This window comes from Pseudomonas sp. TH07 (assembly GCF_016651285.1).
Taxonomy (GTDB): Bacteria; Pseudomonadota; Gammaproteobacteria; order Pseudomonadales; family Pseudomonadaceae; genus Aquipseudomonas.
In genome coordinates this window covers 855780-882122 of record NZ_JAEKED010000001.1, presented here as the reverse complement: position 1 = coordinate 882122, position 26343 = coordinate 855780, and the positions used below count along the sequence as shown (strand labels likewise).

Sequence of the window (26343 nt, the reverse complement as noted above, 5' to 3'; positions counted from 1 at the left end):
GCTCCCGTCGGGAGGGGCCAAACAAGCAGGTGACCAAGCTGGGGAACGCTGATGGCTTACTCATATACTGAGAAAAAACGTATCCGCAAGGACTTTAGCAAGTTGCCGGACGTCATGGATGTGCCGTACCTCCTGGCCATCCAGCTGGATTCGTATCGTGAATTCTTGCAAGCGGGAGCGACTAAAGATCAGTTCCGCGACGTGGGCCTGCATGCGGCCTTCAAATCCGTTTTCCCGATCATCAGCTACTCCGGCAATGCTGCGTTGGAGTATGTCGGTTATCGTCTGGGCGAACCGGCGTTTGATGTCAAAGAATGCGTGTTGCGCGGTGTAACTTACGCCGTACCTTTGCGGGTAAAAGTGCGCCTGATCATTTTCGACAAAGAATCGTCGAACAAAGCGATCAAGGACATCAAAGAGCAAGAAGTCTACATGGGTGAAATCCCCCTGATGACTGAGAACGGTACCTTCGTAATTAACGGTACCGAGCGTGTAATCGTTTCCCAGCTGCACCGTTCCCCTGGCGTTTTCTTCGACCACGACCGTGGCAAGACGCACAGCTCCGGTAAGCTGCTGTACTCGGCGCGGATCATTCCTTACCGTGGTTCGTGGTTGGACTTCGAGTTCGACCCGAAAGATTGCGTATTCGTACGTATCGACCGTCGTCGCAAGCTACCTGCATCGGTACTGCTGCGCGCGCTGGGCTACACCACAGAAGAAGTGCTGGACGCTTTCTATACCACTAACGTATTCCATGTGAAGGGTGAAAACCTGAGCCTGGAGCTGGTGCCTCAGCGCCTGCGTGGTGAAATTGCCGTTCTCGATATTCTGGATGACAAAGGCAAGGTTATTGTCGAGCAAGGTCGTCGTATCACCGCTCGTCACATCAACCAGCTGGAAAAAGCCGGGATCAAAGAGCTGGAAGTGCCTCTGGACTATGTCCTGGGTCGCACTACCGCCAAGGTCATCGTGCATCCGGCCACCGGCGAAATCCTGGCAGAGTGCAATACCGAGCTGAATACCGAGATCCTGGCAAAAATCGCCAAGTCTCAGGTCGTTCGTATCGAAACTCTGTACACCAACGATATCGACTGCGGTCCGTTCGTCTCCGACACGTTGAAGATCGACTCCACCAGCAACCAACTGGAAGCGCTGGTCGAGATCTATCGCATGATGCGTCCTGGCGAGCCGCCAACCAAAGACGCTGCCGAAACCCTGTTCAACAACCTGTTCTTCAGCCCTGAGCGTTATGACCTGTCTGCGGTCGGCCGGATGAAGTTCAACCGTCGTATCGGTCGTACCGAGATCGAAGGTTCGGGCGTGCTGTGCAAGGAAGACATCGTTGCGGTCCTGAAGACTCTGGTCGACATCCGTAACGGCAAGGGCATCGTCGATGACATCGACCACCTGGGTAACCGTCGTGTTCGCTGCGTAGGCGAAATGGCCGAGAACCAGTTCCGCGTTGGCCTGGTACGTGTTGAGCGTGCGGTCAAAGAGCGTCTGTCGATGGCTGAAAGCGAAGGCCTGATGCCGCAAGACTTGATCAACGCCAAGCCAGTGGCTGCGGCGGTGAAAGAGTTCTTCGGTTCCAGCCAGCTTTCCCAGTTCATGGACCAGAACAACCCGCTGTCCGAGATCACCCACAAGCGCCGTGTTTCTGCACTGGGCCCGGGCGGTCTGACGCGTGAGCGTGCTGGCTTTGAAGTTCGTGACGTACACCCGACTCACTACGGTCGTGTATGCCCGATCGAAACGCCGGAAGGTCCGAACATCGGTCTGATCAACTCCTTGGCGGCCTATGCGCGCACCAACCAGTACGGCTTCCTCGAGAGCCCGTACCGTGTGGTGAAAGACGCTCTGGTTACCGACGAGATCGTGTTCCTGTCCGCCATCGAAGAAGCTGATCACGTGATCGCTCAGGCTTCGGCCACGATGAACGACAAGAAGATGCTGATCGACGAGCTGGTAGCTGTTCGTCACTTGAACGAGTTCACCGTCAAGGCGCCAGAAGACGTCACCTTGATGGACGTATCGCCGAAGCAGGTAGTTTCGGTTGCAGCGTCGCTGATCCCGTTCCTCGAGCACGATGACGCCAACCGTGCGTTGATGGGTTCCAACATGCAGCGTCAAGCTGTACCCACCCTGCGTGCTGACAAGCCGCTGGTCGGTACCGGCATGGAGCGTAACGTAGCTCGTGACTCCGGCGTTTGCGTCGTGGCTCGTCGTGGCGGTGTTATCGATTCCGTTGATGCAAGCCGTATCGTGGTTCGTGTTGCTGATGACGAAGTTGAAACCGGTGAAGCCGGTGTCGACATCTACAACCTGACCAAATACACCCGCTCCAACCAGAACACCTGCATCAACCAGCGTCCGCTGGTGCGTAAAGGTGATCGTGTTCAGCGTAGCGACATCATGGCTGATGGCCCGTCCACCGATATGGGTGAGCTGGCGTTGGGTCAGAACATGCGCATCGCGTTCATGGCCTGGAACGGTTACAACTTCGAAGACTCCATCTGCTTGTCGGAACGAGTTGTTCAGGAAGACCGCTTTACCACGATCCACATTCAGGAACTGACCTGTGTGGCACGTGACACCAAGCTTGGGCCAGAGGAAATCACTGCAGACATCCCTAACGTGGGTGAAGCTGCACTGAACAAGCTGGACGAAGCCGGTATCGTTTACGTAGGTGCTGAAGTTGGCGCGGGCGACATCCTGGTGGGCAAGGTCACTCCGAAAGGCGAGACCCAGCTGACTCCGGAAGAGAAACTGCTGCGTGCAATCTTCGGTGAAAAAGCCAGCGACGTTAAAGACACCTCCCTGCGCGTACCTACCGGTACCAAAGGTACTGTCATCGACGTACAGGTCTTCACTCGTGACGGCGTTGAGCGTGATGCTCGTGCACTGTCGATCGAGAAGAGCCAGCTCGACGAGATCCGCAAGGATCTGAACGAAGAGTTCCGCATCGTTGAAGGCGCTACTTTCGAACGTCTGCGTTCCGCCCTGGTCGGCCATAAAGCCGAAGGCGGCGCCGGTCTGAAGAAAGGTCAGGACATCACCGACGAAGTACTCGACGGTCTTGAGCATGGTCAGTGGTTCAAACTGCGCATGGTTGAAGACGCTCTTAACGAGCAGCTCGAGAAGGCTCAGGCCTATATCGTTGATCGTCGCCGTCTGCTGGACGACAAGTTCGAAGACAAGAAGCGCAAACTGCAGCAGGGCGATGACCTGGCTCCAGGCGTGCTGAAAATCGTCAAGGTTTACCTGGCAATCCGTCGTCGCATCCAACCGGGCGACAAGATGGCCGGTCGTCACGGTAACAAAGGTGTGGTCTCCGTGATCATGCCGGTTGAAGACATGCCGCACGATGCCAATGGCACCCCGGTCGACGTCGTTCTCAACCCGTTGGGCGTACCTTCGCGTATGAACGTTGGTCAGATTCTCGAAACCCACCTGGGCCTCGCGGCTAAAGGCTTGGGCGAGAAGATCAATCGCATGATCGAAGAGCAGCGTAAAGTTGCTGAACTGCGCAAGTTCCTGGACGAGATCTACAACCAGATCGGCGGCCGTAACGAAGATCTGGATAGCTTCTCCGATCAGGAAATCCTGGATCTGGCGAAAAACCTGCGCGGCGGCGTACCGATGGCCACTCCGGTGTTCGACGGTGCCAAGGAAATCGAAATCAAGGCCATGCTGAAACTGGCTGACCTGCCAGAAAGCGGCCAGATGCAGTTGACCGACGGCCGTACCGGCAACAAGTTCGAGCGCCCGGTTACTGTTGGCTACATGTACATGCTGAAGCTGAACCACTTGGTAGACGACAAGATGCACGCTCGTTCTACCGGTTCGTACAGCCTGGTTACCCAGCAGCCGCTGGGTGGTAAGGCGCAGTTCGGTGGTCAGCGTTTCGGGGAGATGGAGGTCTGGGCACTGGAAGCATACGGTGCTGCATACACTCTGCAAGAAATGCTCACAGTGAAGTCGGACGATGTGAACGGTCGGACCAAGATGTACAAAAACATCGTGGACGGCGATCACCGTATGGAGCCGGGCATGCCCGAGTCCTTCAACGTGTTGATCAAAGAAATTCGTTCCCTCGGCATCGATATCGATCTGGAAACCGAATAACACGTGACGCGAATCGAGAGCGGGGCTGGATTGCCCGCTCTCTGCTCCGCCAGGAGGAAAGGCCTTGAAAGACCTACTGAATTTGCTGAAAAACCAGGGTCAAGTCGAAGAGTTCGACGCCATCCGTATCGGATTGGCATCGCCTGAGATGATCCGTTCGTGGTCGTTCGGTGAAGTTAAAAAGCCGGAAACCATCAACTACCGTACGTTCAAACCCGAGCGTGACGGCCTGTTCTGCGCCAAGATCTTTGGCCCGGTTAAGGATTACGAGTGCCTGTGCGGTAAGTACAAGCGCCTGAAACACCGCGGTGTGATCTGCGAGAAGTGCGGCGTTGAAGTTGCACTGGCCAAGGTTCGTCGTGAGCGCATGGCGCACATCGAACTGGCTTCTCCGGTTGCCCACATCTGGTTCCTGAAATCGCTGCCGTCCCGTATCGGCTTGCTGATGGACATGACCCTGCGTGATATCGAACGCGTTCTCTACTTTGAGAGCTATGTCGTTATCGATCCAGGCATGACCACCCTTGAAAAGGGTCAGCTGCTGAACGACGAGCAGTACTTCGAAGCGCTGGAAGAGTTCGGTGACGATTTCGATGCCCGCATGGGTGCCGAAGCTGTTCGTGAGCTGTTGCACGCTATCGATCTGGAGCACGAGATTGGTCGTCTGCGTGAAGAGATTCCGCAAACCAACTCCGAAACCAAAATCAAGAAGCTGTCCAAGCGTCTGAAGTTGATGGAAGCCTTCCAGGGTTCCGGCAACCTGCCAGAGTGGATGGTGCTGACCGTTCTGCCGGTTCTGCCGCCAGATCTGCGTCCACTGGTCCCGCTGGATGGCGGTCGCTTCGCGACTTCCGACCTCAACGATCTGTATCGTCGAGTGATCAACCGTAACAACCGTTTGAAGCGCCTGCTTGATCTGTCCGCTCCGGACATCATCGTGCGCAACGAAAAACGTATGTTGCAGGAAGCCGTCGACGCATTGCTCGACAACGGTCGTCGTGGCCGCGCTATCACCGGTTCCAACAAGCGTCCTCTGAAATCCCTGGCTGACATGATCAAGGGTAAGCAAGGTCGTTTCCGTCAGAACTTGCTCGGTAAGCGTGTTGACTACTCCGGTCGTTCGGTAATTACCGTGGGTCCGACCCTGCGTCTGCACCAGTGCGGTCTGCCGAAGAAGATGGCTCTCGAGCTGTTCAAGCCGTTCATTTTCGGCAAGCTGGAAATGCGTGGTCTCGCTACCACCATCAAAGCTGCCAAGAAGATGGTCGAGCGTGAGCTGCCAGAGGTTTGGGACGTACTCGCTGAAGTAATCCGCGAACACCCAGTGCTTCTCAACCGTGCACCGACCCTTCACCGTCTGGGTATCCAGGCGTTTGAACCGGTACTGATCGAAGGTAAGGCTATCCAGCTGCACCCGTTGGTCTGTGCTGCGTACAACGCCGACTTCGACGGCGACCAAATGGCCGTGCACGTACCGCTGACGCTGGAAGCCCAGTTGGAAGCGCGTGCGTTGATGATGTCGACCAACAACATTCTGTCGCCAGCCAACGGTGAGCCAATCATCGTTCCGTCGCAGGACGTTGTATTGGGTCTGTATTACATGACCCGTGAAGCGATCAATGCCAAGGGCGAAGGTCGTATCTTCGCTGACCTGCAGGAAGTCGACCGCGTATTCCGCGCCGGCGAAGCTGCGCTGCACGCCAAGATCAAGGTTCGTATCAACGAAACCGTTAACGATCGTGATGGCGGCAGCGTGAGCGGCACCCGTATTGTCGACACCACTGTCGGCCGTGCGCTGCTGTTCCAGGTTGTGCCTAAAGGTCTGTCCTTCGACGTCGTCAACCTGCCGATGAAGAAAAAGGCGATCTCAAAGCTGATCAACCAGTGCTACCGCGTGGTTGGTCTGAAAGAGACCGTGATCTTCGCTGACCAGTTGATGTACACCGGTTTTGCTTATTCGACCATTTCCGGCGTTTCCATCGGTGTTAACGACTTCGTTATCCCGGATGAAAAAGCCCGCATCATCGGTGCTGCTACCGACGAAGTGAAAGAGATCGAAAGCCAGTACGCCTCCGGCCTGGTAACCCAGGGCGAGAAGTACAACAAAGTGATCGACCTTTGGTCGAAAGCGAACGACGAAGTTTCCAAGGCGATGATGGCCAACCTCTCGAAAGAGAAAGTCATCGACCGCAATGGTGTCGAAGTCGAGCAAGAATCGTTCAACTCGATGTACATGATGGCCGACTCGGGCGCACGGGGTTCTGCGGCGCAGATCCGTCAGCTCGCCGGTATGCGTGGCCTGATGGCCAAGCCGGACGGCTCCATCATTGAAACGCCGATTACTGCGAACTTCCGTGAAGGTTTGAGCGTACTTCAGTACTTCATCTCGACTCACGGTGCTCGTAAAGGTTTGGCGGATACCGCGTTGAAAACTGCGAACTCCGGTTACCTGACTCGTCGTCTGGTAGACGTGGCGCAGGATCTGGTTGTAACCGAGATCGATTGCGGCACCGAGCACGGCCTGTTGATGACTCCGCACATTGAAGGCGGTGACGTTGTAGAGCCGCTGGGTGAGCGCGTATTGGGTCGTGTTATTGCCCGTGACGTATTCAAGCCGGGTACCGAGGAAGTTATCGTTCCTGCCGGCACCCTGGTAGATGAGAAGTGGGTCGAGTTCATCGAGCTGAACAGCATCGACGAAGTGATCGTGCGTTCGCCGATCAGCTGCGAAACCCGCTACGGCATTTGCGCCAAGTGCTACGGCCGTGACTTGGCTCGTGGTCACCAGGTGAACATCGGTGAAGCTGTCGGCGTTATCGCTGCTCAGTCGATCGGTGAGCCAGGTACCCAGCTGACAATGCGTACATTCCACATCGGTGGTGCGGCAAGCCGGACCTCCGCAGCTGACAGCGTTCAGGTGAAGAATGGCGGTACCGTCCGTCTGCATAACCTGAAGCACGTTGAGCGAGTGGATGGTCACCTGGTTGCTGTGTCCCGTTCCGGTGAGCTGGCAATCGCTGATGACTTCGGTCGTGAGCGCGAGCGTTACAAGCTGCCGTACGGTGCTGTGATTTCGGTTAAAGAAGGTGACAAGGTCGACGCTGGCGCAATCGTGGCCAAGTGGGATCCGCACACTCACCCAATCGTTACCGAAATGAAAGGTACCGTGACCTACGTGGGCATGGAAGAAGGCATCACGATCAAGCGTCAGACTGACGAATTGACCGGTATGACCAACATTGAAGTGCTCGACGCGAAAGATCGTCCAGCTGCCGGCAAGGACATTCGTCCTGCTGTGAAGATGGTCGATGACAACGGCAAGGATCTGTTGCTGCCAGGTACTGACGTTATCGCTCAGTACTTCCTGCCAGCCAACGCCCTGGTCGGTGTAGCGGATGGTGCGAAGATCGCGATCGGTGATGTTATCGCTCGTATCCCGCAAGAAACTTCGAAGACCCGTGACATCACCGGTGGTCTGCCGCGTGTTGCCGACTTGTTCGAAGCTCGTCGTCCGAAAGAAGCGTCGATTCTGGCTGAAGTCAGCGGCACCATCGCGTTCGGTAAAGAGACCAAAGGCAAGCGCCGTCTGGTTATCACCCCGAACGACGGTACCGATCCGTACGAAGAGCTGATTCCAAAGTGGCGTCACCTGAACGTCTTCGAAGGCGAGCAAGTGAACCGCGGCGAAGTTATCTCCGACGGTCCAAGCGATCCACACGACATCTTGCGTCTGCTGGGTGTGAGTGCGCTGGCCAAGTACATCGTTAACGAGATCCAGGACGTTTACCGTCTGCAAGGCGTGAAGATCAACGATAAGCACATCGAGACCATTCTGCGTCAGATGCTGCGTAAGGTTGAGATCGCTGAATCTGGCGATTCCACCTTCATCAAGGGCGACCAGATGGAGTTGACTCACGTACTGGTAGAAAACGAGCGTCTGGCTGGCGACGACAAATTTGTTTCCAAATTTACTCGTGTGCTGCTGGGTATCACAAAGGCGTCGTTGTCCACCGAATCGTTCATCTCGGCGGCCTCTTTCCAAGAGACCACTCGCGTACTGACCGAAGCGGCGGTAACCGGCAAGCGCGATTACCTGCGCGGCCTGAAAGAGAACGTGGTTGTGGGTCGTCTGATCCCAGCCGGTACCGGCCTGGCGTATCACAGCGAGCGTAAGCGTCGTCGTGAAGCAGACAAGCCGCTGCGCGTAAGCGCAAGTGAAGTTGAAGCTGCACTGACCGAAGCGCTGAACTCCAGCGGCAACTGAGGTCTGCAGTAGATTGAGATGGGGCCCTGGCCTTCATCGAGCAACCCGCCAAGGTGTTTTTACCCTGGCGAGTTGATCGATGAGGTCGGGGCCTTGCCTTGACTGGGGACAAGATCCTCTTTAGACTCTTGTACCCCTAAATTTGGTGGAGCTTGTGCTCTGCCATTTTGTTTATGTCGAAAGACAACAGTGGAGCTAGTAGATGGCAACTATCAACCAGCTGGTACGTCAGCCGCGTAAGCGTATCGTCGAGAAATCCGACGTGCCTGCGCTGCAGAACTGCCCGCAACGTCGTGGCGTGTGCACTCGCGTGTATACCACTACGCCGAAAAAACCTAACTCGGCACTGCGTAAAGTATGCCGTGTGCGTCTGACCAACGGTTTCGAGGTTTCCTCGTACATCGGCGGTGAAGGCCACAACCTGCAAGAGCACAGCGTGGTACTGATCCGCGGCGGTCGTGTAAAAGACTTGCCAGGTGTTCGTTACCACACCGTTCGCGGCTCCCTGGATACCTCCGGCGTTAAAGGTCGTAACCAAGGTCGTTCGAAGTACGGTACCAAGAAGCCTAAGTAGTAGCGGCTTTTTGTAAAAACTGAATCATCTTATTTTCTGAGTCGATAAGAGTAAGGTCGGAGGCGTCCCGAAAGGGCAATGATTCCGAGCGAACCTGAAGACCGTTTGAGGGCTTATCCATGCCAAGAAGACGCGTAGCAGCCAAGCGCGAAGTGCTTGACGATCCAAAATACGGAAGCCAAATTCTGGCCAAGTTCATGAACCACGTAATGGAAAGCGGCAAGAAAGCCGTTGCCGAGCGTATCGTTTATGGCGCGCTGGAAAAGGTTAAAGAACGCAAGAACAGCGACCCCCTGGAAATCTTCGAGAAAGCTCTCGACGCCATCGCTCCGCTGGTCGAAGTGAAGTCGCGCCGTGTAGGCGGTGCTACTTACCAGGTTCCGGTCGAAGTTCGTCCGTCCCGTCGTAACGCCCTGGCAATGCGCTGGTTGGTAGACTTCGCCCGTAAGCGCGGCGAGAAGTCTATGGCTCTGCGTTTGGCTGGCGAACTGTTGGATGCTGCTGAAGGTAAAGGTGCTGCTGTTAAGAAGCGTGAAGACGTGCACCGTATGGCCGAAGCTAACAAAGCTTTCTCGCACTACCGCTTCTAATTTCAGCGTCACTAATTTTGCGAGGGCTTTATGGCTCGTACTACTCCGATTAACCGCTACCGTAACATTGGTATCGTTGCTCACGTGGATGCTGGTAAAACCACCACTACCGAGCGCGTCCTTTTTTACACCGGCGTAAACCACAAGATGGGCGAGGTGCATGACGGCGCCGCGACCACCGACTGGATGGTGCAGGAGCAGGAGCGTGGTATTACCATTACTTCTGCTGCAATCACCACCTTCTGGCAGGGTTCTGCCAAGCAGTTCGACAAATACCGTTTCAACGTAATCGATACCCCGGGCCACGTAGACTTCACTATTGAAGTTGAGCGTTCCCTGCGCGTACTCGACGGCGCGGTAGTTGTGTTCTGCGGTACCTCGGGTGTTGAGCCTCAGTCGGAAACCGTATGGCGTCAAGCCAACAAGTACGGCGTTCCACGTCTTGTTTACGTAAACAAGATGGACCGCGCGGGTGCTAACTTCCTGCGTGTAGTTGCTCAGATCAAGCAGCGTCTGGGTCACACTCCGGTGCCTATCCAGTTGGCTATCGGTTCCGAAGACAACTTCCGTGGTCAGATCGATCTGATGAGCATGGAAGCGGTTTACTGGGACGATGCTGATAAAGGCATGGTGCCACGTCGCGAAGCTATTCCTGCAGATATGCTGGAACTGGCTGAAGAGTGGCGCAGCAACATGGTTGAGGCTGCTGCCGAAGCCAACGAAGATCTGATGAACAAGTACCTCGAGGGTGAAGAACTTACCGTCGAAGAAATCAAGGCTGCTCTGCGTCAGCGTACTATCGCTGGTGAAATCGTCTTGGCTGTTTGTGGTTCTTCCTTCAAGAACAAGGGTGTTCCCCTGGTTCTCGACGCCGTTATCGACTACCTGCCTGCACCGGTCGACATTCCTGCCATCAAGGGTACTGACCCGGATGACGAGACTATCGAGCTGGAGCGTCATGCAGACGACAGCGAGCCGTTCTCGGCTCTGGCGTTCAAGATCGCTACTGACCCATTCGTGGGTACTTTGACCTTCGTTCGAGTTTACTCGGGCGTGTTGAGCTCCGGCGACGGCGTTATCAACTCGGTTAAAGGCAAGAAAGAGCGCGTGGGTCGTATGGTGCAAATGCACGCAAACGCCCGTGAAGAAATCAAGGAAGTACGCGCTGGTGACATCGCGGCCTTGATCGGCATGAAGGACGTCACCACTGGTGAAACCTTGTGCACCGCTGACAAGCCAATCATCCTGGTTCGCATGGACTTCCCGGAGCCGGTTATTTCGGTTGCCGTTGAGCCTAAGACCAAGGATGACCAGGAAAAAATGGGTATCGCTCTGGGCAAGCTTGCTCAGGAAGATCCATCTTTCCGCGTCAAAACTGATGAAGAGACTGGTCAGACGATCATCTCCGGCATGGGCGAGTTGCACCTGGACATCCTGGTTGACCGGATGCGCCGTGAGTTCAACGTCGAAGCCAACATCGGTAAGCCTCAGGTTTCCTATCGTGAGCGCATCACGAAGAGCTGTGAGATCGAAGGTAAGTTCGTTCGTCAGTCCGGCGGTCGTGGCCAGTTCGGCCATTGCTGGATTCGTTTTGCTCCTGCTGACGAAGGTCAGGAAGGTCTGCAATTCCTGAACGAAGTTGTTGGTGGTGTGGTTCCTAAGGAATACATCCCGGCAATCCAGAAGGGTATCGAAGAGCAGATGAAGAACGGCGTTGTTGCCGGCTATCCGCTGATCGGCCTGAAGGCTACCGTGTTCGATGGTTCTTACCATGACGTCGACTCCAACGAGATGGCGTTTAAGGTTGCTGCTTCCATGGCTACCAAGCAATTGGCTACCAAAGGTGGTGGTGAGCTGCTTGAGCCGATCATGGCGGTAGAGGTTGTTACGCCTGAAGACTATATGGGTGATGTGATGGGCGACCTTAACCGTCGTCGTGGCATGATCCAGGGTATGGAAGACACGGTATCCGGCAAGGTTATTCGCGCCGAGGTTCCGCTGGGTGAGATGTTCGGTTATGCGACCGACGTCCGTTCCATGTCCCAGGGTCGCGCAAGCTACTCTATGGAATTCAAAAAATACGATACAGCTCCGGCGCACATCGTCGAAACTGTCACCAAAAAACAAGGCTGATTCAGTCCTTTAGGCAAGGAGTTAATTGTCGTGGCTAAAGAAAAATTTGACCGTACCCTCCCGCACGTCAACGTTGGCACCATTGGTCACGTTGACCACGGTAAAACCACGCTGACCGCTGCTCTGACTCGCGTCTGCTCCGAAGTTTTCGGCTCGGCTGTTGTTGCTTTCGACAAGATCGACAGCGCTCCAGAAGAGAAGGCTCGTGGTATCACCATCAACACTGCGCACGTTGAATACAACTCGCTGATCCGTCACTACGCTCACGTTGACTGCCCGGGTCACGCTGACTATGTGAAGAACATGATCACCGGTGCTGCTCAGATGGACGGCGCTATTCTGGTTTGTTCGGCCGCTGATGGTCCGATGCCACAAACCCGTGAGCACATCCTGCTGTCCCGTCAGGTTGGCGTTCCGTACATCGTTGTCTTCCTGAACAAGGCTGACATGGTTGACGACGCTGAGCTGCTGGAACTGGTTGAGATGGAAGTGCGCGATCTGCTGAGCACTTACGACTTCCCAGGTGACGACACCCCGATCATCATCGGTTCCGCTCTGATGGCTCTGAACGGCCAAGACGACAACGAAATGGGCACCACTGCCGTTCGTAAACTGGTTGAGACTCTGGACAGCTACATTCCAGATCCAGTTCGTGTTATCGACAAGCCGTTCCTGATGCCAATCGAAGACGTATTCTCGATCTCCGGTCGCGGTACTGTTGTAACTGGCCGTATCGAGCGCGGTATCGTCAAGGTTCAGGATCCACTGGAAATCGTTGGTCTGCGTGACACTACTGTCACCACCTGCACCGGTGTTGAAATGTTCCGTAAGCTGCTCGACGAAGGTCGTGCTGGCGAGAACTGCGGCGTGCTGCTGCGCGGCACCAAGCGTGACGACGTAGAGCGTGGCCAGGTTCTGGTCAAGCCAGGTTCGGTTAAGCCGCACACTACCTTCGAAGCTGAAGTGTACGTGCTGAGCAAAGAAGAAGGCGGTCGTCACACTCCGTTCTTCAAAGGCTACCGTCCACAGTTCTACTTCCGGACCACTGACGTGACCGGTAACTGCGAACTGCCGGAAGGCGTTGAAATGGTAATGCCAGGCGACAACATCAAAATGGTTGTCACCCTGATCAAAACCATCGCAATGGAAGATGGTCTGCGTTTCGCTATTCGTGAAGGCGGTCGTACCGTCGGCGCTGGCGTCGTAGCCAAAATCATCGCCTAAGCGTTGATTGATTAAAAAGCCCCCGCTAGCGGTCTCCGCTGGCGGGGGTTTTTTATTGGGTTGACACTCTGTTGGCCCGTCTATAGAATTGCGCCTCCTTTTAACGGGCGTATTGCGCTCGGTGGGAATAGCAGCCGGAGTCTGAAATCCAATGCAAAATCAGCAAATCCGTATCAGGTTGAAGGCTTTTGACCATCGCCTGATCGACCAATCCACCCAGGAAATCGTGGAAACCGCGAAACGTACTGGTGCTCAAGTGCGTGGTCCAATTCCACTGCCTACCCGTAAAGAGCGGTTCACCGTTCTGGTCTCCCCGCACGTCAACAAAGACGCGCGTGACCAGTACGAGATCCGTACTCATAAGCGCGTTCTGGACATCGTCCAGCCAACGGATAAAACCGTTGATGCTCTTATGAAGCTTGATCTTGCGGCCGGTGTGGAAGTGCAGATCAGCCTCGGCTAAGACTCGGTCTTAGTCGTGTAACGCTCTGAAATGGGCGGCCATAGCGGGTGAAAGCCCCGTACACTCATGAGGTTTACAACATGACTATTGGTGTAGTCGGTCGTAAATGCGGTATGACCCGTATTTTCACCGAAGAAGGTGTCTCCATTCCGGTCACGGTCATTGAGATCGAGCCGAATCGCGTCACCCAGTTCAAAACTGAAGAGACCGATGGCTATCGTGCAGTGCAAGTCACTGTAGGCGAGCGTCGTGCTTCGCGTGTTACAGCTGCTCAAGCTGGCCACTTCGCCAAGGCGAACGTTGCCGCTGGTCGTACCGTAATGGAATTCCGTCTTGAAGAAGGCGACTACCAGGCCGGCGATCTGATCAACGCTGAAATCTTCGCTGCTGGTCAACTGGTTGATGTAACCGGTCAGTCCAAAGGTAAAGGCTTCCAGGGTACGATCAAGCGTTGGAACTTCCGCGGGCAAGATAATACCCACGGTAACTCCGTGTCCCACCGCGTTCCAGGCTCTATCGGCCAGTGCCAGACTCCTGGTCGTGTATTCAAGGGCAAGAAAATGTCCGGTCATATGGGCGCTGAGCGCGTGACCGTGCAGTCCCTTGAAGTAGTGCGCGTGGACGCTGAACGCAATCTGTTGTTGGTCAAGGGCGCTGTTCCTGGCGCTACTGGCGGCAACTTGGTTGTACGTCCAGCAGCCAAGGCTCGCGGTTAAGGGGAAGCTGACATGCAATTAAATGTAAATGACGCTCAAGCGATCGAAGTTTCCGAACTGACATTTGGCGGCGAATTCAACGAGACGCTGGTTCACCAAGCAGTCGTGGCCTACATGGCCGGCGGCCGTCAAGGTAGCAAGCAGCAAAAGACCCGTTCCGACGTTCGTGGTGGCGGTAAGCGCCCATGGCGTCAGAAAGGTACTGGCCGTGCTCGTGCCGGTACTATCCGTAGCCCAATCTGGCGTGGCGGCGGTACCACTTTCGCAGCTCGTCCACAGGATCACACTCAGAAGCTCAACAAGAAGATGTATCGCGCAGCACTGCGCTCCATCCTTGCTGAACTCGTGCGTACTGATCGTCTGGTTGTGGTTCAGGACTTCGCTGTTGATGCACCGAAGACCAAAGATCTGCTGAACAAACTGACCGGCATGGGCCTGACTGACGTCTTGATCGTGTCTGAAGTAGTTGATCAGAACCTGTACCTGGCTGCTCGTAACCTGCCACACGTTGATGTACGTGACGTGCAAGGTTCCGATCCAGTTAGTCTGATCGCATACGACAAGGTGTTGATCACCGTGTCGGCCGTGAAGAAATTCGAGGAGCTGCTGGGATGAACCAGGAACGCGTATTTAAAGTTCTGCTTGGCCCGCACGTTTCCGAGAAGGCTACGGTTCTGGCTGACAAGAAAGGCCAGTTCGTTTTCAAGGTTGCAACTGACGCAACCAAGCTGGAAATCAAGAAGGCCGTCGAAAGCCTGTTCAGCGTGAAAGTAGAGCGTGTTACTACCCTGAATGTTCTGGGTAAGAGCAAGCGCACTGCTCGCGGTCTGGGCAAGCGTAATGACTGGAAGAAGGCAGTTATCTCCCTTCAGCCAGGCCAAGATCTCGATTTCAGCAGCAGTGCTGAGTAAGGAAGGGGTGCATCATGGCAATCGTTAAATGCAAACCGACTTCCCCTGGCCGCCGTTTTGTGGTCAAGGTGGTCAACCAGGAGCTGCATAAAGGCGCTCCTCACGCACCGCTGCTCGAGAAAAAATCGAAGACTGGTGGTCGTAACAACAATGGTCGTATTACCACTCGTCACATCGGTGGTGGCCATAAGCAGCATTATCGTCTGGTCGATTTCCGTCGCAACGACAAAGATGGCATCGCTGCCACTGTCGAGCGTATCGAATACGATCCAAACCGTACTGCTCACATCGCTTTGCTGCTGTACGCAGACGGCGAGCGCCGCTACATCATCGCCCCTAAAGGCGTGAGTGCTGGCGACCAGCTGATCGCAGGTGCCTTGGCGCCGATCAAGCCGGGCAACGCTCTGCAACTGCGTAACATTCCAGTTGGTAGCACCGTACACGGCATCGAACTGAAGCCAGGTAAAGGCGCGCAAATCGCTCGTTCGGCAGGTGCTTCGGCCCAGCTGATCGCTCGTGAAGGTGTCTACGTGACCCTGCGTCTGCGCTCTGGTGAAATGCGTAAAGTCCTGGCTGAATGCCGTGCGACCCTGGGTGAAGTCTCGAACTCCGAGCACAGCCTGCGTTCGCTGGGTAAAGCTGGTGCCAAACGCTGGCGTGGCGTTCGCCCAACCGTTCGTGGTGTTGCCATGAACCCGGTTGACCACCCACACGGTGGTGGTGAAGGTCGTACCTCTGGTGGTCGTCATCCGGTATCGCCATGGGGCTTCCCGACTAAGGGCGCGAAGACTCGTGGTAATAAGCGTACCGACAAAATGATCGTCCGTCGTCGCAAGTAAATAGAGGGATACGACAGTGCCACGTTCTCTGAAAAAAGGTCCTTTTATTGATCTTCACCTACTGAAGAAGATCGAAGTGGCGGCGGAAAAGAACGATCGCAAACCAGTTAAGACCTGGTCGCGCCGTTCCATGATCCTGCCACAAATGGTCGGTCTGACCATCGCAGTACACAACGGTCGTCAACATGTTCCAGTTCTCGTGAACGAAGACATGGTCGGCCACAAACTGGGCGAGTTTGCCGGTACCCGCACTTATCGTGGGCACGTGGCAGACAAGAAAGCCAAGCGTTAAGGGGTAAGGAACGATGGAAGTAGCCGCTAAGTTGTCGGGCGCTCGAATCTCCGCCCAGAAAGCCCGCTTGGTCGCCGACCAGATCCGCGGGAAGAAGGTGGGCGAAGCGCTCAACCTGTTGGCTTTCAGCAGTAAGAAAGCCGCCGAGATCATGAAGAAAGTGCTGGAGTCGGCCGTAGCCAACGCCGAGCATAACGAAGGCGCAGACGTTGATGACCTGAAAGTCAGCACCGTTTTCGTCAACGAAGGGCGTTCGCTGAAGCGCATCATGCCACGTGCCAAAGGCCGTGCTGATCGCATCGTCAAGCGGTCTTGCCATATCACTGTCAAGGTTGCTGACAAGTAACGGAGTCGAAGAGATGGGTCAGAAAGTACATCCCATTGGCATTCGCCTGGGAATCGTCAAGGAGCACACCTCCGTCTGGTACGCAGACGGTCGGACTTATGCGGACTATTTGTTCGCTGATCTGAAGGTGCGTGAGTATCTCCAAGACAAACTAAAAAGCGCGTCCGTAAGCCGTATCGATATCCATCGTCCGGCTCAAACTGCACGTATCACCATCCACACCGCTCGTCCAGGTATCGTTATCGGGAAGAAAGGTGAAGATGTTGAGAAACTGCGTCAGGACCTGACCAAGCAAATGGGTGTGCCTGTGCACATCAATATCGAAGAGATCCGTAAGCCGGAACTCGACGGTATGCTGGTTGCGCAGAGCGTAGCTCAGCAGCTGGAGCGCCGTGTAATGTTCCGTCGCGCTATGAAGCGCGCTGTACAGAACGCCATGCGCATTGGTGCCAAAGGCATCAAAATCCAAGTGAGCGGTCGTCTCGGCGGTGCTGAAATCGCACGTACTGAATGGTATCGCGAAGGTCGTGTGCCACTGCACACCCTGCGTGCCGACATCGACTATGCCAACTACGAAGCTCACACCACTTATGGTGTGATCGGTGTAAAGGTTTGGATCTTCAAAGGCGAAGTAATTGGTGGTCGCCAAGAAGAGCTGAAGCCACAAGCACCAGCGCCTCGTAAAAAAGCTGCTAAGTAAGGGGTACGCCAAATGTTGCAACCTAAGCGTACGAAGTTCCGCAAGCAGATGACCGGCCACAACCGTGGCTTGGCATTGCGCGGTAGCAAAGTCAGCTTCGGCGAATATGCGCTGAAGTCTGTAGCTCGTGGTCGTCTCACCGCTCGTCAGATCGAGTCAGCGCGTCGTGCACTGACCCGTCACGTTAAACGTGGCGGCAAGATCTGGATCCGTGTATTCCCGGACAAGCCTATTTCCAAGAAACCACTCGAAGTTCGGATGGGTAAAGGTAAGGGTAACGTCGAATACTGGGTTGCCCAGATTCAGCCAGGCAAAGTCCTGTATGAAATCGAGGGTGTTTCTGAAGAGCTGGCGCGTGAGGCTTTCGCCCTGGCTGCTGCAAAGCTGCCGCTCGCCACCTCCTTTGTTAAACGGACGGTGATGTGATGAAAGCGAATGAACTTCGTGAAAAATCCGCACAGCAGCTGAACGAGCAACTGCTCGGCCTGCTGCGCGACCAGTTCAATCTGCGTATGCAGAAAGCAACTGGCCAGTTGGGGCAGTCTCATCTGCTCTCGCAAGTTAAGCGTGACATCGCTCGCGTGAAGACTGTGCTCAACCAGCAGGCAGGTAAGTGATCATGGCTGAAGCCGAAAAGACTGTCCGTACGCTGACTGGCCGTGTTGTCAGCGACAAGATGGACAAAACCATCACCGTTTTGATCGAGCGTCGCGTTAAGCACCCGATCTACGGTAAATACGTTAAGCGTTCGACTAAGCTGCACGCGCACGACGAAACCAATCAGTGCCACATCGGCGACAAAGTCACTATTCGTGAAACTCGTCCGCTGGCCAAGACCAAGTCTTGGGCACTGGTTGATGTTCTCGAACGCGCTGTGGAAGTCTAAGGACTAGGGGTCGGAGAAATTATATGATTCAGACTCAATCCATGCTCGATGTGGCCGATAACAGCGGCGCTCGCCGCGTTATGTGCATCAAGGTGCTGGGTGGCTCCCATCGTCGTTACGCTGGTATCGGTGACATCATCAAAGTTACCGTGAAGGAAGCAATTCCTCGCGGTAAAGTGAAAAAAGGCCAGGTGATGACTGCTGTTGTAGTCCGCACTCGTCACGGTGTTCGCCGTGCAGATGGCTCCATTATCCGCTTTGATGGCAACGCTGCTGTTCTTCTGAACAACAAGCAAGAGCCGATCGGCACCCGTATCTTTGGGCCAGTGACCCGTGAACTTCGTACTGAGAAGTTCATGAAGATCGTCTCGCTCGCCCCAGAAGTGCTGTAAGGAGATCCGACATGCAAAAGATTCGTCGTGACGACGAGATCATCGTGATCGCCGGCAAAGACAAAGGTAAGCGCGGTAAGGTGCTGAAGGTTCTTGCTGATGACCGTCTGGTCGTTGGTGGTCTGAACCTGGTCAAGCGTCATACCAAGCCTAACCCGATGTCGGGCGTACAAGGCGGTATCGTCGAGAAAGAAGCGCCACTGCACGCTTCTAACGTCGCCATCTTCAACGGCGAAACCAACAAGGCTGACCGCGTTGGTTTCAAAGTAGAAGACGGTAAGAAAATTCGTGTCTTCAAGTCGACCCAAAAAGCGGTTGATGCTTGAACACTGCTAGGTAGAAGACCATGGCACGACTAAAAGAGATTTACCGGAAGGAAATCGCACCGAAACTTAAGGAAGAACTTAAGCTTTCGAACGTGATGGAAGTTCCGCGCGTTACCAAAATCACCCTGAACATGGGTCTGGGCGAAGCGATCGGCGACAAAAAAGTCATCGAGCACGCTGTTGCTGACCTGGAAAAGATCACCGGCCAGAAAGTCGTTGTGACCTACGCTCGGAAATCCATCGCTGGCTTTAAAGTCCGTGAAGGTTGGCCGATCGGCGTCAAAGTGACCCTGCGCCGTGAGCGTATGTACGAGTTCCTGGATCGTCTGCTGTCGATCTCCCTGCCTCGGGTTCGCGACTTCCGCGGCCTGAATGCCAAGTCCTTCGATGGTCGTGGCAACTACAGCATGGGCGTTAAAGAGCAGATCATTTTCCCGGAAATCGACTACGACAAGATCGATGCTCTCCGCGGTCTGGACATCACCCTGACCACCACTGCCAAGAACGATGATGAAGGCCGCGCTCTGCTGCGTGCATTCAAATTCCCGTTCCGCAACTGATTGGAGTAGGAAAATGGCCAAGAAGAGCATGAAAAACCGCGAGCTGAAGCGTCAGCTCACGGTTGCCAAGTACGCCAAAAAGCGTGCAGCACTGAAAGCTATCATCGTTGATCTGAACGCAAGTCCAGAAGCACGTTGGGAAGCTACAGTTGCCCTGCAGAAGCAGCCACGTGACGCAAGCGCTGCGCGCATGCGTAACCGCTGCCGCCTGACCGGTCGTCCACACGGCGTTTACCGCAAGTTCGGCCTCGGCCGTAACAAACTGCGTGAAGCGGCAATGCGTGGTGACGTACCAGGTCTGGTTAAAGCCAGCTGGTAAGTACTGTCAAAGTCTCGGTGCTCAGGCTCGCAAGATCCTGACCACCGGTGGCCTTGAATCTGGATCAAGCCCCTATTGGGGCTTGTTTCATTTCTGGAATATGTCTAAGATACGCGGCTCGCCTGAGCCCGTGTTTTTTATGCCCGGAGATTCTCGGCGACACGTAGTAGCCGCAAGGCTAATTTTTTTGTATTAGGAGCGTCTAGCCCATGAGTATGCAGGACCCGTTAGCGGACATGCTAACTCGAATCCGTAATGCCCAGATGGCTGAAAAGTCCGTCGTAAGCATGCCATCTTCCACGTTGAAGGTAGCTGTTGCCAAAGTCCTGAAAGACGAAGGCTACATTGCGGGTTATCAGATCAGCAGCGAAATCAAACCACTGCTGTCCATCGAGCTGAAGTACTTCGAAGGCCGTCCGGTCATCGAGGAAGTGAAGCGCGTTAGCCGTCCAGGCCTGCGTCAGTACAAGTCCGTTGAAGATCTGCCGAAAGTTCGTGGCGGTCTCGGCGTGTCTATCGTCTCCACCAACAAAGGTGTGATGACGGATCGTGCTGCGCGCGCTGCCGGTGTCGGCGGCGAAGTTCTTTGCACTGTGTTCTAAGGGGGGATAAGCATGTCACGCGTCGCTAAGAACCCCGTTAAGCTGCCAGCCGGTGTCGAAGTCAAATTCGCAGGCCAACAGCTTTCGGTGAAGGGTGCCAAGGGTACTCTCGAACTGAACATCCATTCGTCCGTTGAGATTGTTGAAGAAGCTGGTGAGCTGCGTTTCGCTGCTCGCAATGGCGATCAACAAACTCGCGCAATGGCCGGTACCACTCGTGCGTTGGTAAACAACATGGTCCAAGGCGTAAGCCAAGGCTTCGAGCGTAAGCTCCAGCTGGTCGGTGTTGGTTACAAAGCGCAAGCAAAAGGCACGGTGCTGAACCTGGCCCTTGGCTTCTCGCACCCAGTGGATTACGAGCTGCCGGAAGGCATCACCGCTGAGACTCCTAGCCAGACCGATATCCTGATCCGGGGCATCGATAAGCAGCTGGTAGGTCAAGTGGCCGCTGAGATCCGCGACTTCCGTCCACCAGAGCCGTACAAGGGCAAAGGTGTGCGCTACGCGGACGAAGTCGTCCGTCGTAAAGAAGCCAAGAAGAAGTAGGGCATAGCAAATGACCGACAAAAAAGTTACTCGACTGCGTCGCGCTCGCAAAGCACGCCTGAAAATGCACGAACTCGAAGTCGTGCGTCTCTGCGTGTTCCGCTCGTCGCAGCACATCTACGCCCAGGTCATCTCGGCCGACGGCAACAAAGTCCTGGCAAGCGCCTCGACTTTGGATAAAGAACTGCGTGATGGGGCCACTGGCAACATCGACGCGGCCACTAAGGTTGGCCAGCTGGTCGCTACGCGTGCAAAAGCCGCTGGCGTCTCGCAGGTGGCTTTCGACCGCTCTGGCTTCAAGTACCACGGCCGCGTCAAGGCGCTGGCTGATGCTGCTCGTGAAGCTGGGCTGGAGTTCTAAGTTATGTCAAATAACGACCAAAAGCGCGACGAAGGCTACATTGAGAAGCTGGTTCAAGTTAACCGCGTAGCCAAAACCGTTAAAGGCGGCCGTATCTTCACTTTCACCGCGTTGACCGTGGTTGGTGATGGTAAGGGCCGTGTTGGCTTCGGCCGTGGCAAGTCGCGTGAAGTGCCTGCTGCGATCCAGAAGGCAATGGAAGCTGCTCGCCGCAACATGATCCAAGTTGATCTGAACGGCACCACTTTGCAGTACGCAATGAAGTCCGCTCACGGCGCTTCGAAGGTGTACATGCAGCCTGCTTCTGAAGGTACCGGTATCATCGCTGGCGGCGCTATGCGTGCTGTCCTCGAAGTTGCTGGCGTTCAGAACGTTCTGGCCAAGTGCTACGGCTCGACTAACCCGGTAAACGTGGTTCACGCCACTTTCAAAGGTTTGAAAGCAATGCAGTCTCCTGAATCCATTGCTGCCAAGCGCGGCAAAAGTGTCAAGGAGATCTTCTGATCATGGCTACCGTAAAAGTAACGCTGATCAAAAGCATGACCGGCCGCATCCCTAACCACAAACTGTGCGTTAAGGGTTTGGGTCTGCGTCGCATCGGTCACACTGTAGAAGTCCAGGATACTCCCGAGAATCGCGGGATGATCAACAAGGCTTACTACATGCTGCGTGTAGAGGGTTAATCGATGAAACTCAATGATCTGAGTCCAGCGCCGGGTTCCCGTCGCGAAAAGCATCGTCCGGGCCGTGGTATCGGTAGTGGTTTGGGTAAGACCGGTGGCCGTGGCCACAAAGGTCAAAGCTCCCGCTCCGGTGGCACTATCGCTCCAGGCTTTGAAGGCGGCCAACAGCCGCTGCATCGTCGCCTGCCGAAATTCGGTTTCGTTTCCCTGAAAGCCATGGATCGCGCAGAAGTGCGTTTGTCCGAACTGGCTAAAGTGGATGGCGACATCGTCACCGTGCAGTCCCTGAAAGATGCCAACGTGATCAACGTCAACGTTCAGCGTGTGAAAATCATGCTGTCCGGCGAAGTTACTCGCGCTGTCACCATCGGAAAGGGAATCGGCGCCACCAAAGGTGCGCGTGCGGCTATCGAAGCAGCTGGCGGCAAGTTCGAGGAATAAATGGCTAAGCAAGGTGCTCTCTCTGCGCTCGGCAAAGGCGGTATGTCTGAACTCTGGGCTCGTCTGCGTTTTCTGTTCCTGGCGATTATCGTCTACCGAATAGGCGCACACATCCCGGTTCCAGGTATCAACCCGGACCGACTCGCGGACCTGTTTCGACAGAATGAGGGGACCATTCTTAGCTTGTTCAACATGTTTTCCGGCGGCGCGCTGGAGCGGATGAGCATCTTTGCACTGGGGATCATGCCGTACATTTCGGCATCGATCATCATGCAGCTGATGACCGCCGTCAGTCCGCAGCTGGAGCAGTTGAAGAAGGAAGGTGAAGCTGGCCGTCGCAAGATTAGCCAGTACACCCGCTACGGCACCGTTGTCCTCGCTCTGGTTCAGGCTATCGGCATGTCCGTTGGTCTGGCTGGGCAGGGCGTTGCGTTCACTGGTGACTTTGGCTTCCATTTCGTCGCGGTATCCACTTTTGTGGCTGGTGCGATGTTCATGATGTGGCTGGGTGAGCAGATTACTGAGCGTGGTGTTGGTAACGGTATCTCGATGTTGATTTTCGCAGGTATCGTTGCCGGTCTTCCGAGGGCAATTGGGCAGTCTTTCGAGTCTGCACGTCAGGGTGATATCAACATCTTCGCCCTGGTTGCTATCGGTTTGCTGGCAGTAGCGATTATCGGTTTTGTGGTGTTCATTGAGCGTGGTCAGCGTCGTATTGCTGTTCACTACGCCAAGCGTCAGCAGGGCCGCAAGGTTTTTGCTGCGCAGACTAGCCACTTGCCGCTGAAAGTGAATATGGCCGGTGTTATTCCTGCTATCTTCGCGAGCAGCATTTTGCTGTTCCCGGCTTCGTTGGGTGCCTGGTTCGGTCAGTCTGAAGGTATGGGCTGGTTGCAGGACATCTCGCAGTCGATCGCTCCTGGTCAGCCGTTGAATATTCTGCTGTTTAGTGCAGGGATTATTTTCTTCTGCTTCTTCTATACGGCGTTGATGTTCAATCCGAAAGACGTAGCGGAAAACCTGAAGAAGTCCGGTGCCTTTATTCCGGGTATCCGTCCAGGTGAGCAGTCTGCGCGCTATATTGATGGCGTTTTGACTCGCTTGACCATGTTCGGTGCTCTATATATGACGGCCGTCTGCCTGTTGCCCCAGTTCCTGGTGGTTGCAGCAAACGTTCCGTTCTACCTTGGCGGGACCTCGTTGCTGATCGTGGTCGTGGTTGTTATGGACTTCATGTCCCAAGTACAATCGCACCTCGTTTCGCACCAGTACGAATCCCTGATGAAGAAAGCCAACCTGAAGGGTTACGGCAGCGGCATGCTGCGCTGACCCATAAGGTTCGAGGAGTTGGTGATGAAAGTTCGTGCATCGGTGAAAAAGCTGTGCCGTAACTGCAAGATTATTCGCCGCGAAGGTGTTGTTCGAGTAATTTGCAGCGCGGAACCGCGTCACAAACAGCGCCAAGGCTGAGTGTGATTGTGCTTCAAGCCCAGCAGCTAGTGCGCTGCTGGGTTGATTATTTGTTATTACAGCGATATTATCTCGCGCCCTATTTCTTGGCTTCCGGGGCGTAGGTAGCTGTCAATTGGAGTCCCACTGAATGGCCCGTATTGCAGGCGTTAACATTCCAGATAACAAGCATACTGTTATCTCGCTGACCTACATCTATGGTGTTGGTCGCACTACTGCGCAGAAAATCTGTGCAGTGACTGGGGTAAACCCAGCGGCAAAGATCAAAGATCTGAGCGACGAGCAAATTGAACAGCTGCGTGGCGAAGTGTCGAAGTTCACCACTGAAGGTGACCTGCGTCGCGAAATCAACATGAAAATCAAACGCTTGATGGATCTGGGCTGCTACCGCGGTCTGCGCCATCGTCGTGGTCTTCCAGTGCGCGGTCAGCGTACCAAGACCAACGCGCGTACTCGCAAAGGTCCGCGTAAGCCGATCCGCAAGTAATCGCACCAGCGAATCGACAGGAATTTAGTCATGGCAAAACCTGCTGCTCGTCCTCGTAAAAAGATTAAAAAGACAGTGGTTGATGGCATCGCCCACATCCACGCGTCTTTCAACAACACCATCGTGACCATCACCGACCGTCAAGGTAACGCTCTTTCCTGGGCAACCTCCGGTGGTTCGGGTTTCCGCGGTTCTCGCAAGTCCACCCCGTTCGCTGCTCAAGTAGCTGCTGAACGTGCTGGTCAAGCTGCGCTGGAATACGGCCTGAAAAACCTCGACGTTAACGTCAAGGGTCCAGGTCCAGGTCGTGAATCTGCAGTCCGCGCTTTGAACGGCTGTGGCTACAAGATCGCCAGCATCACCGACGTGACGCCAATCCCGCACAACGGGTGCCGTCCGCCGAAGAAGCGCCGCGTGTAATCCAGGAGATTGTAAAGAATGGCTCGTTACATTGGTCCAAAATGCAAACTGGCTCGTCGCGAAGGCACCGATCTCTTCCTGAAGAGCGGCGTGCGCGCTATCGAATCTAAGTGCAACATCGAAGCAGCACCTGGTATCCACGGCCAACGCCGCGGTCGCCAGTCCGACTACGGCACCCAACTGCGTGAAAAGCAGAAGGTCCGTCGTATCTACGGCGTTCTCGAGCGTCAGTTCAGCGGCTACTACAAAGAAGCTGCTGGCAAGAAAGGTGCAACCGGTGAAAACCTGCTGCAACTGCTCGAATGCCGTCTGGACAACGTTGTATACCGTATGGGTTTTGGCTCTACTCGTGCCGAATCCCGTCAGCTGGTATCGCACAAATCCGTTAGCGTAAACGGCCAGACCGTTAACGTCCCGTCGTACCAGGTTCGTGCTGGTGACGTGGTCGCGATTCGCGAGAAAGCAAAGAACCAACTTCGCATTGTCCAAGCTCTCGATCTGTGTGCCCAACGTGGCCGCGTAGAATGGGTAGAAGTAGACACTGAGAAGAAGTCGGGCGTTTTCAAGAACGTTCCAGCTCGCAGTGATCTGTCCGCCGACATCAACGAAAGCCTGATTGTCGAGCTCTACTCCAAGTAAGGGCTAGAAAATAGGTGCATCCATGCAGATTTCGGTAAATGAGTTCCTGACACCCCGCCATATTGATGTGCAGGTTGTCAGTCCAACCCGCGCCAAGATCACTCTCGAGCCTCTCGAGCGTGGTTTTGGCCACACCCTGGGCAACGCGCTGCGCCGCATCCTGTTGTCCTCAATGCCCGGCTGTGCAGTAGTCGAGGCCGAGATTGACGGTGTGCTCCACGAGTACAGCGCCATCGAAGGTGTACAGGAAGACGTAATTGAAATCCTGTTGAACCTTAAAGGTCTGGCTATCAAGCTGCACGGCCGTGACGAAGTTACGCTGACCTTGTCGAAGAAGGGTTCGGGGGTGGTTACCGCTGCCGATATTCAGCTGGATCATGATGTCGAGATCGTTAACCCCGATCACGTAATCGCTAACCTGGCGTCTAACGGCGCCCTGAACATGAAGCTCACCGTAGCTCGTGGTCGTGGTTATGAACCGGCAGACTCGCGTCAGAGCGATGAAGACGAAAGCCGCAGCATCGGTCGCTTGCAGCTTGACTCTTCGTTCAGCCCGGTTCGCCGTATCGCATACGTGGTGGAAAACGCCCGTGTCGAGCAGCGTACTAACCTGGACAAGCTGGTTATTGATCTGGAAACCAACGGTACCCTGGATCCTGAAGAGGCTATCCGTCGTGCTGCAACCATTCTGCAACAGCAGTTGGCTGCGTTCGTCGACCTCAAAGGTGACAGTGAGCCAGTGGTAATCGAGCAAGAAGACGAGATCGATCCGATCCTGCTTCGCCCGGTTGACGATCTGGAACTGACTGTACGTTCGGCTAACTGCCTTAAGGCGGAAAACATTTACTACATCGGCGACCTGATTCAGCGTACCGAAGTAGAACTGTTGAAGACTCCGAACCTTGGCAAGAAATCCTTGACCGAAATCAAGGACGTTCTGGCCTCCCGCGGTCTGTCCCTCGGCATGCGCCTCGACAACTGGCCGCCTGCAAGTCTTAAGAAGGACGACAAGGCGACTGCCTGATCGTCGTAAT

At 54.9% G+C, this 26343-nt stretch carries 33 protein-coding genes; all 33 read left to right on the top strand.

Going from position 1 to position 26343, the window contains the following annotated elements:
* Positions 1-51: 51 nt before the first annotated feature.
* The 33 genes from rpoB to JFU57_RS04075 all read left to right on the top strand — a co-directional run bounded on the left by rpoB (position 52) and on the right by JFU57_RS04075 (position 26333).
* Positions 52-4125, top strand: coding sequence for a DNA-directed RNA polymerase subunit beta (rpoB, locus tag JFU57_RS04235; RefSeq protein ID WP_020297847.1), 4074 nt, complete (start codon positions 52-54; stop codon positions 4123-4125).
* Positions 4126-4189: 64 nt separating this feature from the next.
* Entirely contained in the window at positions 4190-8389 is a 4200-nt protein-coding gene (rpoC, locus tag JFU57_RS04230; protein ID WP_020297848.1) for a DNA-directed RNA polymerase subunit beta', read from the top strand.
* Between the two features lie 202 nt (positions 8390-8591).
* A complete protein-coding gene (rpsL, locus tag JFU57_RS04225) occupies positions 8592-8963 on the top strand; it encodes a 30S ribosomal protein S12 (protein WP_002555494.1) in 372 nt (123 codons plus the stop codon).
* A 119-nt stretch (positions 8964-9082) separates the two neighbouring features.
* A complete protein-coding gene (gene rpsG / locus JFU57_RS04220) occupies positions 9083-9553 on the top strand; it encodes a 30S ribosomal protein S7 (RefSeq protein WP_002555493.1) in 471 nt (156 codons plus the stop codon).
* A gap of 30 nt (positions 9554-9583) precedes the next feature.
* Positions 9584-11686, top strand: a complete 2103-nt coding sequence (gene fusA, locus JFU57_RS04215) for an elongation factor G (RefSeq protein WP_020297849.1) — start codon at positions 9584-9586, stop codon at positions 11684-11686.
* 30 nt (positions 11687-11716) lie between these two features.
* Positions 11717-12910, top strand: a complete 1194-nt coding sequence (gene tuf / locus JFU57_RS04210; RefSeq protein ID WP_008145495.1) for an elongation factor Tu — start codon at positions 11717-11719, stop codon at positions 12908-12910.
* Between the two features lie 151 nt (positions 12911-13061).
* The gene (rpsJ, locus tag JFU57_RS04205; RefSeq protein WP_003186070.1) at positions 13062-13373 is read left to right on the top strand and encodes a 30S ribosomal protein S10; all 312 of its coding nucleotides are present in this window, start codon (positions 13062-13064) and stop codon (positions 13371-13373) included.
* An 80-nt stretch (positions 13374-13453) separates the two neighbouring features.
* Complete coding sequence (gene rplC / locus JFU57_RS04200; protein WP_007253310.1) at positions 13454-14089, top strand: 50S ribosomal protein L3; 636 nt, start codon at positions 13454-13456, stop codon at positions 14087-14089.
* A 12-nt stretch (positions 14090-14101) separates the two neighbouring features.
* Entirely contained in the window at positions 14102-14704 is a 603-nt protein-coding gene (gene rplD, locus JFU57_RS04195; protein WP_020297850.1) for a 50S ribosomal protein L4, read from the top strand.
* Entirely contained in the window at positions 14701-15000 is a 300-nt protein-coding gene (gene rplW, locus JFU57_RS04190; protein WP_002555488.1) for a 50S ribosomal protein L23, read from the top strand. Before rplD ends, rplW begins: the two co-directional genes overlap by 4 nt.
* A gap of 14 nt (positions 15001-15014) precedes the next feature.
* Positions 15015-15839, top strand: a complete 825-nt coding sequence (rplB, locus tag JFU57_RS04185; protein ID WP_003210080.1) for a 50S ribosomal protein L2 — start codon at positions 15015-15017, stop codon at positions 15837-15839.
* Positions 15840-15855: 16 nt separating this feature from the next.
* Positions 15856-16131, top strand: coding sequence for a 30S ribosomal protein S19 (gene rpsS, locus JFU57_RS04180; RefSeq protein ID WP_002555486.1), 276 nt, complete (start codon positions 15856-15858; stop codon positions 16129-16131).
* A 13-nt stretch (positions 16132-16144) separates the two neighbouring features.
* Positions 16145-16477: a 50S ribosomal protein L22 gene (gene rplV, locus JFU57_RS04175; protein WP_003103908.1), complete on the top strand. Its 333-nt coding sequence runs from the start codon at positions 16145-16147 to the stop codon at positions 16475-16477.
* A 13-nt stretch (positions 16478-16490) separates the two neighbouring features.
* Positions 16491-17177, top strand: a complete 687-nt coding sequence (gene rpsC, locus JFU57_RS04170) for a 30S ribosomal protein S3 (protein WP_003176422.1) — start codon at positions 16491-16493, stop codon at positions 17175-17177.
* 12 nt (positions 17178-17189) lie between these two features.
* Entirely contained in the window at positions 17190-17603 is a 414-nt protein-coding gene (gene rplP, locus JFU57_RS04165; protein WP_019409905.1) for a 50S ribosomal protein L16, read from the top strand.
* Positions 17603-17794 carry a 50S ribosomal protein L29 gene (gene rpmC / locus JFU57_RS04160; protein ID WP_002555481.1) on the top strand — a complete coding sequence of 64 codons (192 nt, stop codon included), beginning with the start codon at positions 17603-17605 and terminating at the stop codon, positions 17792-17794. The genes rplP and rpmC overlap by 1 nt, the downstream gene beginning before the upstream one ends.
* Positions 17795-17796: 2 nt before the next feature.
* Positions 17797-18063 carry a 30S ribosomal protein S17 gene (gene rpsQ / locus JFU57_RS04155; RefSeq protein ID WP_003176419.1) on the top strand — a complete coding sequence of 89 codons (267 nt, stop codon included), beginning with the start codon at positions 17797-17799 and terminating at the stop codon, positions 18061-18063.
* Between the two features lie 23 nt (positions 18064-18086).
* The gene (gene rplN, locus JFU57_RS04150; RefSeq protein WP_002555479.1) at positions 18087-18455 is read left to right on the top strand and encodes a 50S ribosomal protein L14; all 369 of its coding nucleotides are present in this window, start codon (positions 18087-18089) and stop codon (positions 18453-18455) included.
* A gap of 11 nt (positions 18456-18466) precedes the next feature.
* A complete protein-coding gene (gene rplX, locus JFU57_RS04145) occupies positions 18467-18781 on the top strand; it encodes a 50S ribosomal protein L24 (RefSeq protein ID WP_007896770.1) in 315 nt (104 codons plus the stop codon).
* 20 nt (positions 18782-18801) lie between these two features.
* Complete coding sequence (rplE, locus tag JFU57_RS04140) at positions 18802-19341, top strand: 50S ribosomal protein L5 (protein ID WP_003210069.1); 540 nt, start codon at positions 18802-18804, stop codon at positions 19339-19341.
* A gap of 13 nt (positions 19342-19354) precedes the next feature.
* The gene (gene rpsN / locus JFU57_RS04135; RefSeq protein ID WP_020297852.1) at positions 19355-19660 is read left to right on the top strand and encodes a 30S ribosomal protein S14; all 306 of its coding nucleotides are present in this window, start codon (positions 19355-19357) and stop codon (positions 19658-19660) included.
* Positions 19661-19869: 209 nt separating this feature from the next.
* Positions 19870-20262 (top strand): 30S ribosomal protein S8, encoded by a 393-nt coding sequence (gene rpsH, locus JFU57_RS04130; protein WP_017848802.1) that lies wholly within the window; start codon positions 19870-19872, stop codon positions 20260-20262.
* Between the two features lie 12 nt (positions 20263-20274).
* The gene (rplF, locus tag JFU57_RS04125) at positions 20275-20808 is read left to right on the top strand and encodes a 50S ribosomal protein L6 (protein ID WP_007896774.1); all 534 of its coding nucleotides are present in this window, start codon (positions 20275-20277) and stop codon (positions 20806-20808) included.
* A 10-nt stretch (positions 20809-20818) separates the two neighbouring features.
* On the top strand, positions 20819-21169 hold the full coding sequence (rplR, locus tag JFU57_RS04120) for a 50S ribosomal protein L18 (protein WP_003186037.1): 351 nt from the start codon (positions 20819-20821) through the stop codon (positions 21167-21169).
* Between the two features lie 3 nt (positions 21170-21172).
* Complete coding sequence (gene rpsE, locus JFU57_RS04115) at positions 21173-21673, top strand: 30S ribosomal protein S5 (protein ID WP_003186035.1); 501 nt, start codon at positions 21173-21175, stop codon at positions 21671-21673.
* A gap of 2 nt (positions 21674-21675) precedes the next feature.
* Positions 21676-21852: a 50S ribosomal protein L30 gene (rpmD, locus tag JFU57_RS04110; RefSeq protein ID WP_003176408.1), complete on the top strand. Its 177-nt coding sequence runs from the start codon at positions 21676-21678 to the stop codon at positions 21850-21852.
* Positions 21853-21855: 3 nt separating this feature from the next.
* Positions 21856-22293: a 50S ribosomal protein L15 gene (gene rplO, locus JFU57_RS04105; RefSeq protein ID WP_020297853.1), complete on the top strand. Its 438-nt coding sequence runs from the start codon at positions 21856-21858 to the stop codon at positions 22291-22293.
* Positions 22294-23622: a preprotein translocase subunit SecY gene (gene secY / locus JFU57_RS04100; RefSeq protein ID WP_007924182.1), complete on the top strand. Its 1329-nt coding sequence runs from the start codon at positions 22294-22296 to the stop codon at positions 23620-23622.
* A gap of 24 nt (positions 23623-23646) precedes the next feature.
* On the top strand, positions 23647-23763 hold the full coding sequence (rpmJ, locus tag JFU57_RS04095) for a 50S ribosomal protein L36 (protein WP_002555468.1): 117 nt from the start codon (positions 23647-23649) through the stop codon (positions 23761-23763).
* Between the two features lie 130 nt (positions 23764-23893).
* On the top strand, positions 23894-24250 hold the full coding sequence (gene rpsM / locus JFU57_RS04090) for a 30S ribosomal protein S13 (RefSeq protein ID WP_020297854.1): 357 nt from the start codon (positions 23894-23896) through the stop codon (positions 24248-24250).
* 30 nt (positions 24251-24280) lie between these two features.
* Positions 24281-24670, top strand: coding sequence for a 30S ribosomal protein S11 (gene rpsK / locus JFU57_RS04085; RefSeq protein ID WP_007924177.1), 390 nt, complete (start codon positions 24281-24283; stop codon positions 24668-24670).
* 18 nt (positions 24671-24688) lie between these two features.
* Complete coding sequence (rpsD, locus tag JFU57_RS04080) at positions 24689-25309, top strand: 30S ribosomal protein S4 (protein ID WP_003210056.1); 621 nt, start codon at positions 24689-24691, stop codon at positions 25307-25309.
* A gap of 22 nt (positions 25310-25331) precedes the next feature.
* The gene (locus tag JFU57_RS04075; protein ID WP_003176403.1) at positions 25332-26333 is read left to right on the top strand and encodes a DNA-directed RNA polymerase subunit alpha; all 1002 of its coding nucleotides are present in this window, start codon (positions 25332-25334) and stop codon (positions 26331-26333) included.
* The last annotated feature ends 10 nt before the right edge of the window (positions 26334-26343 follow it).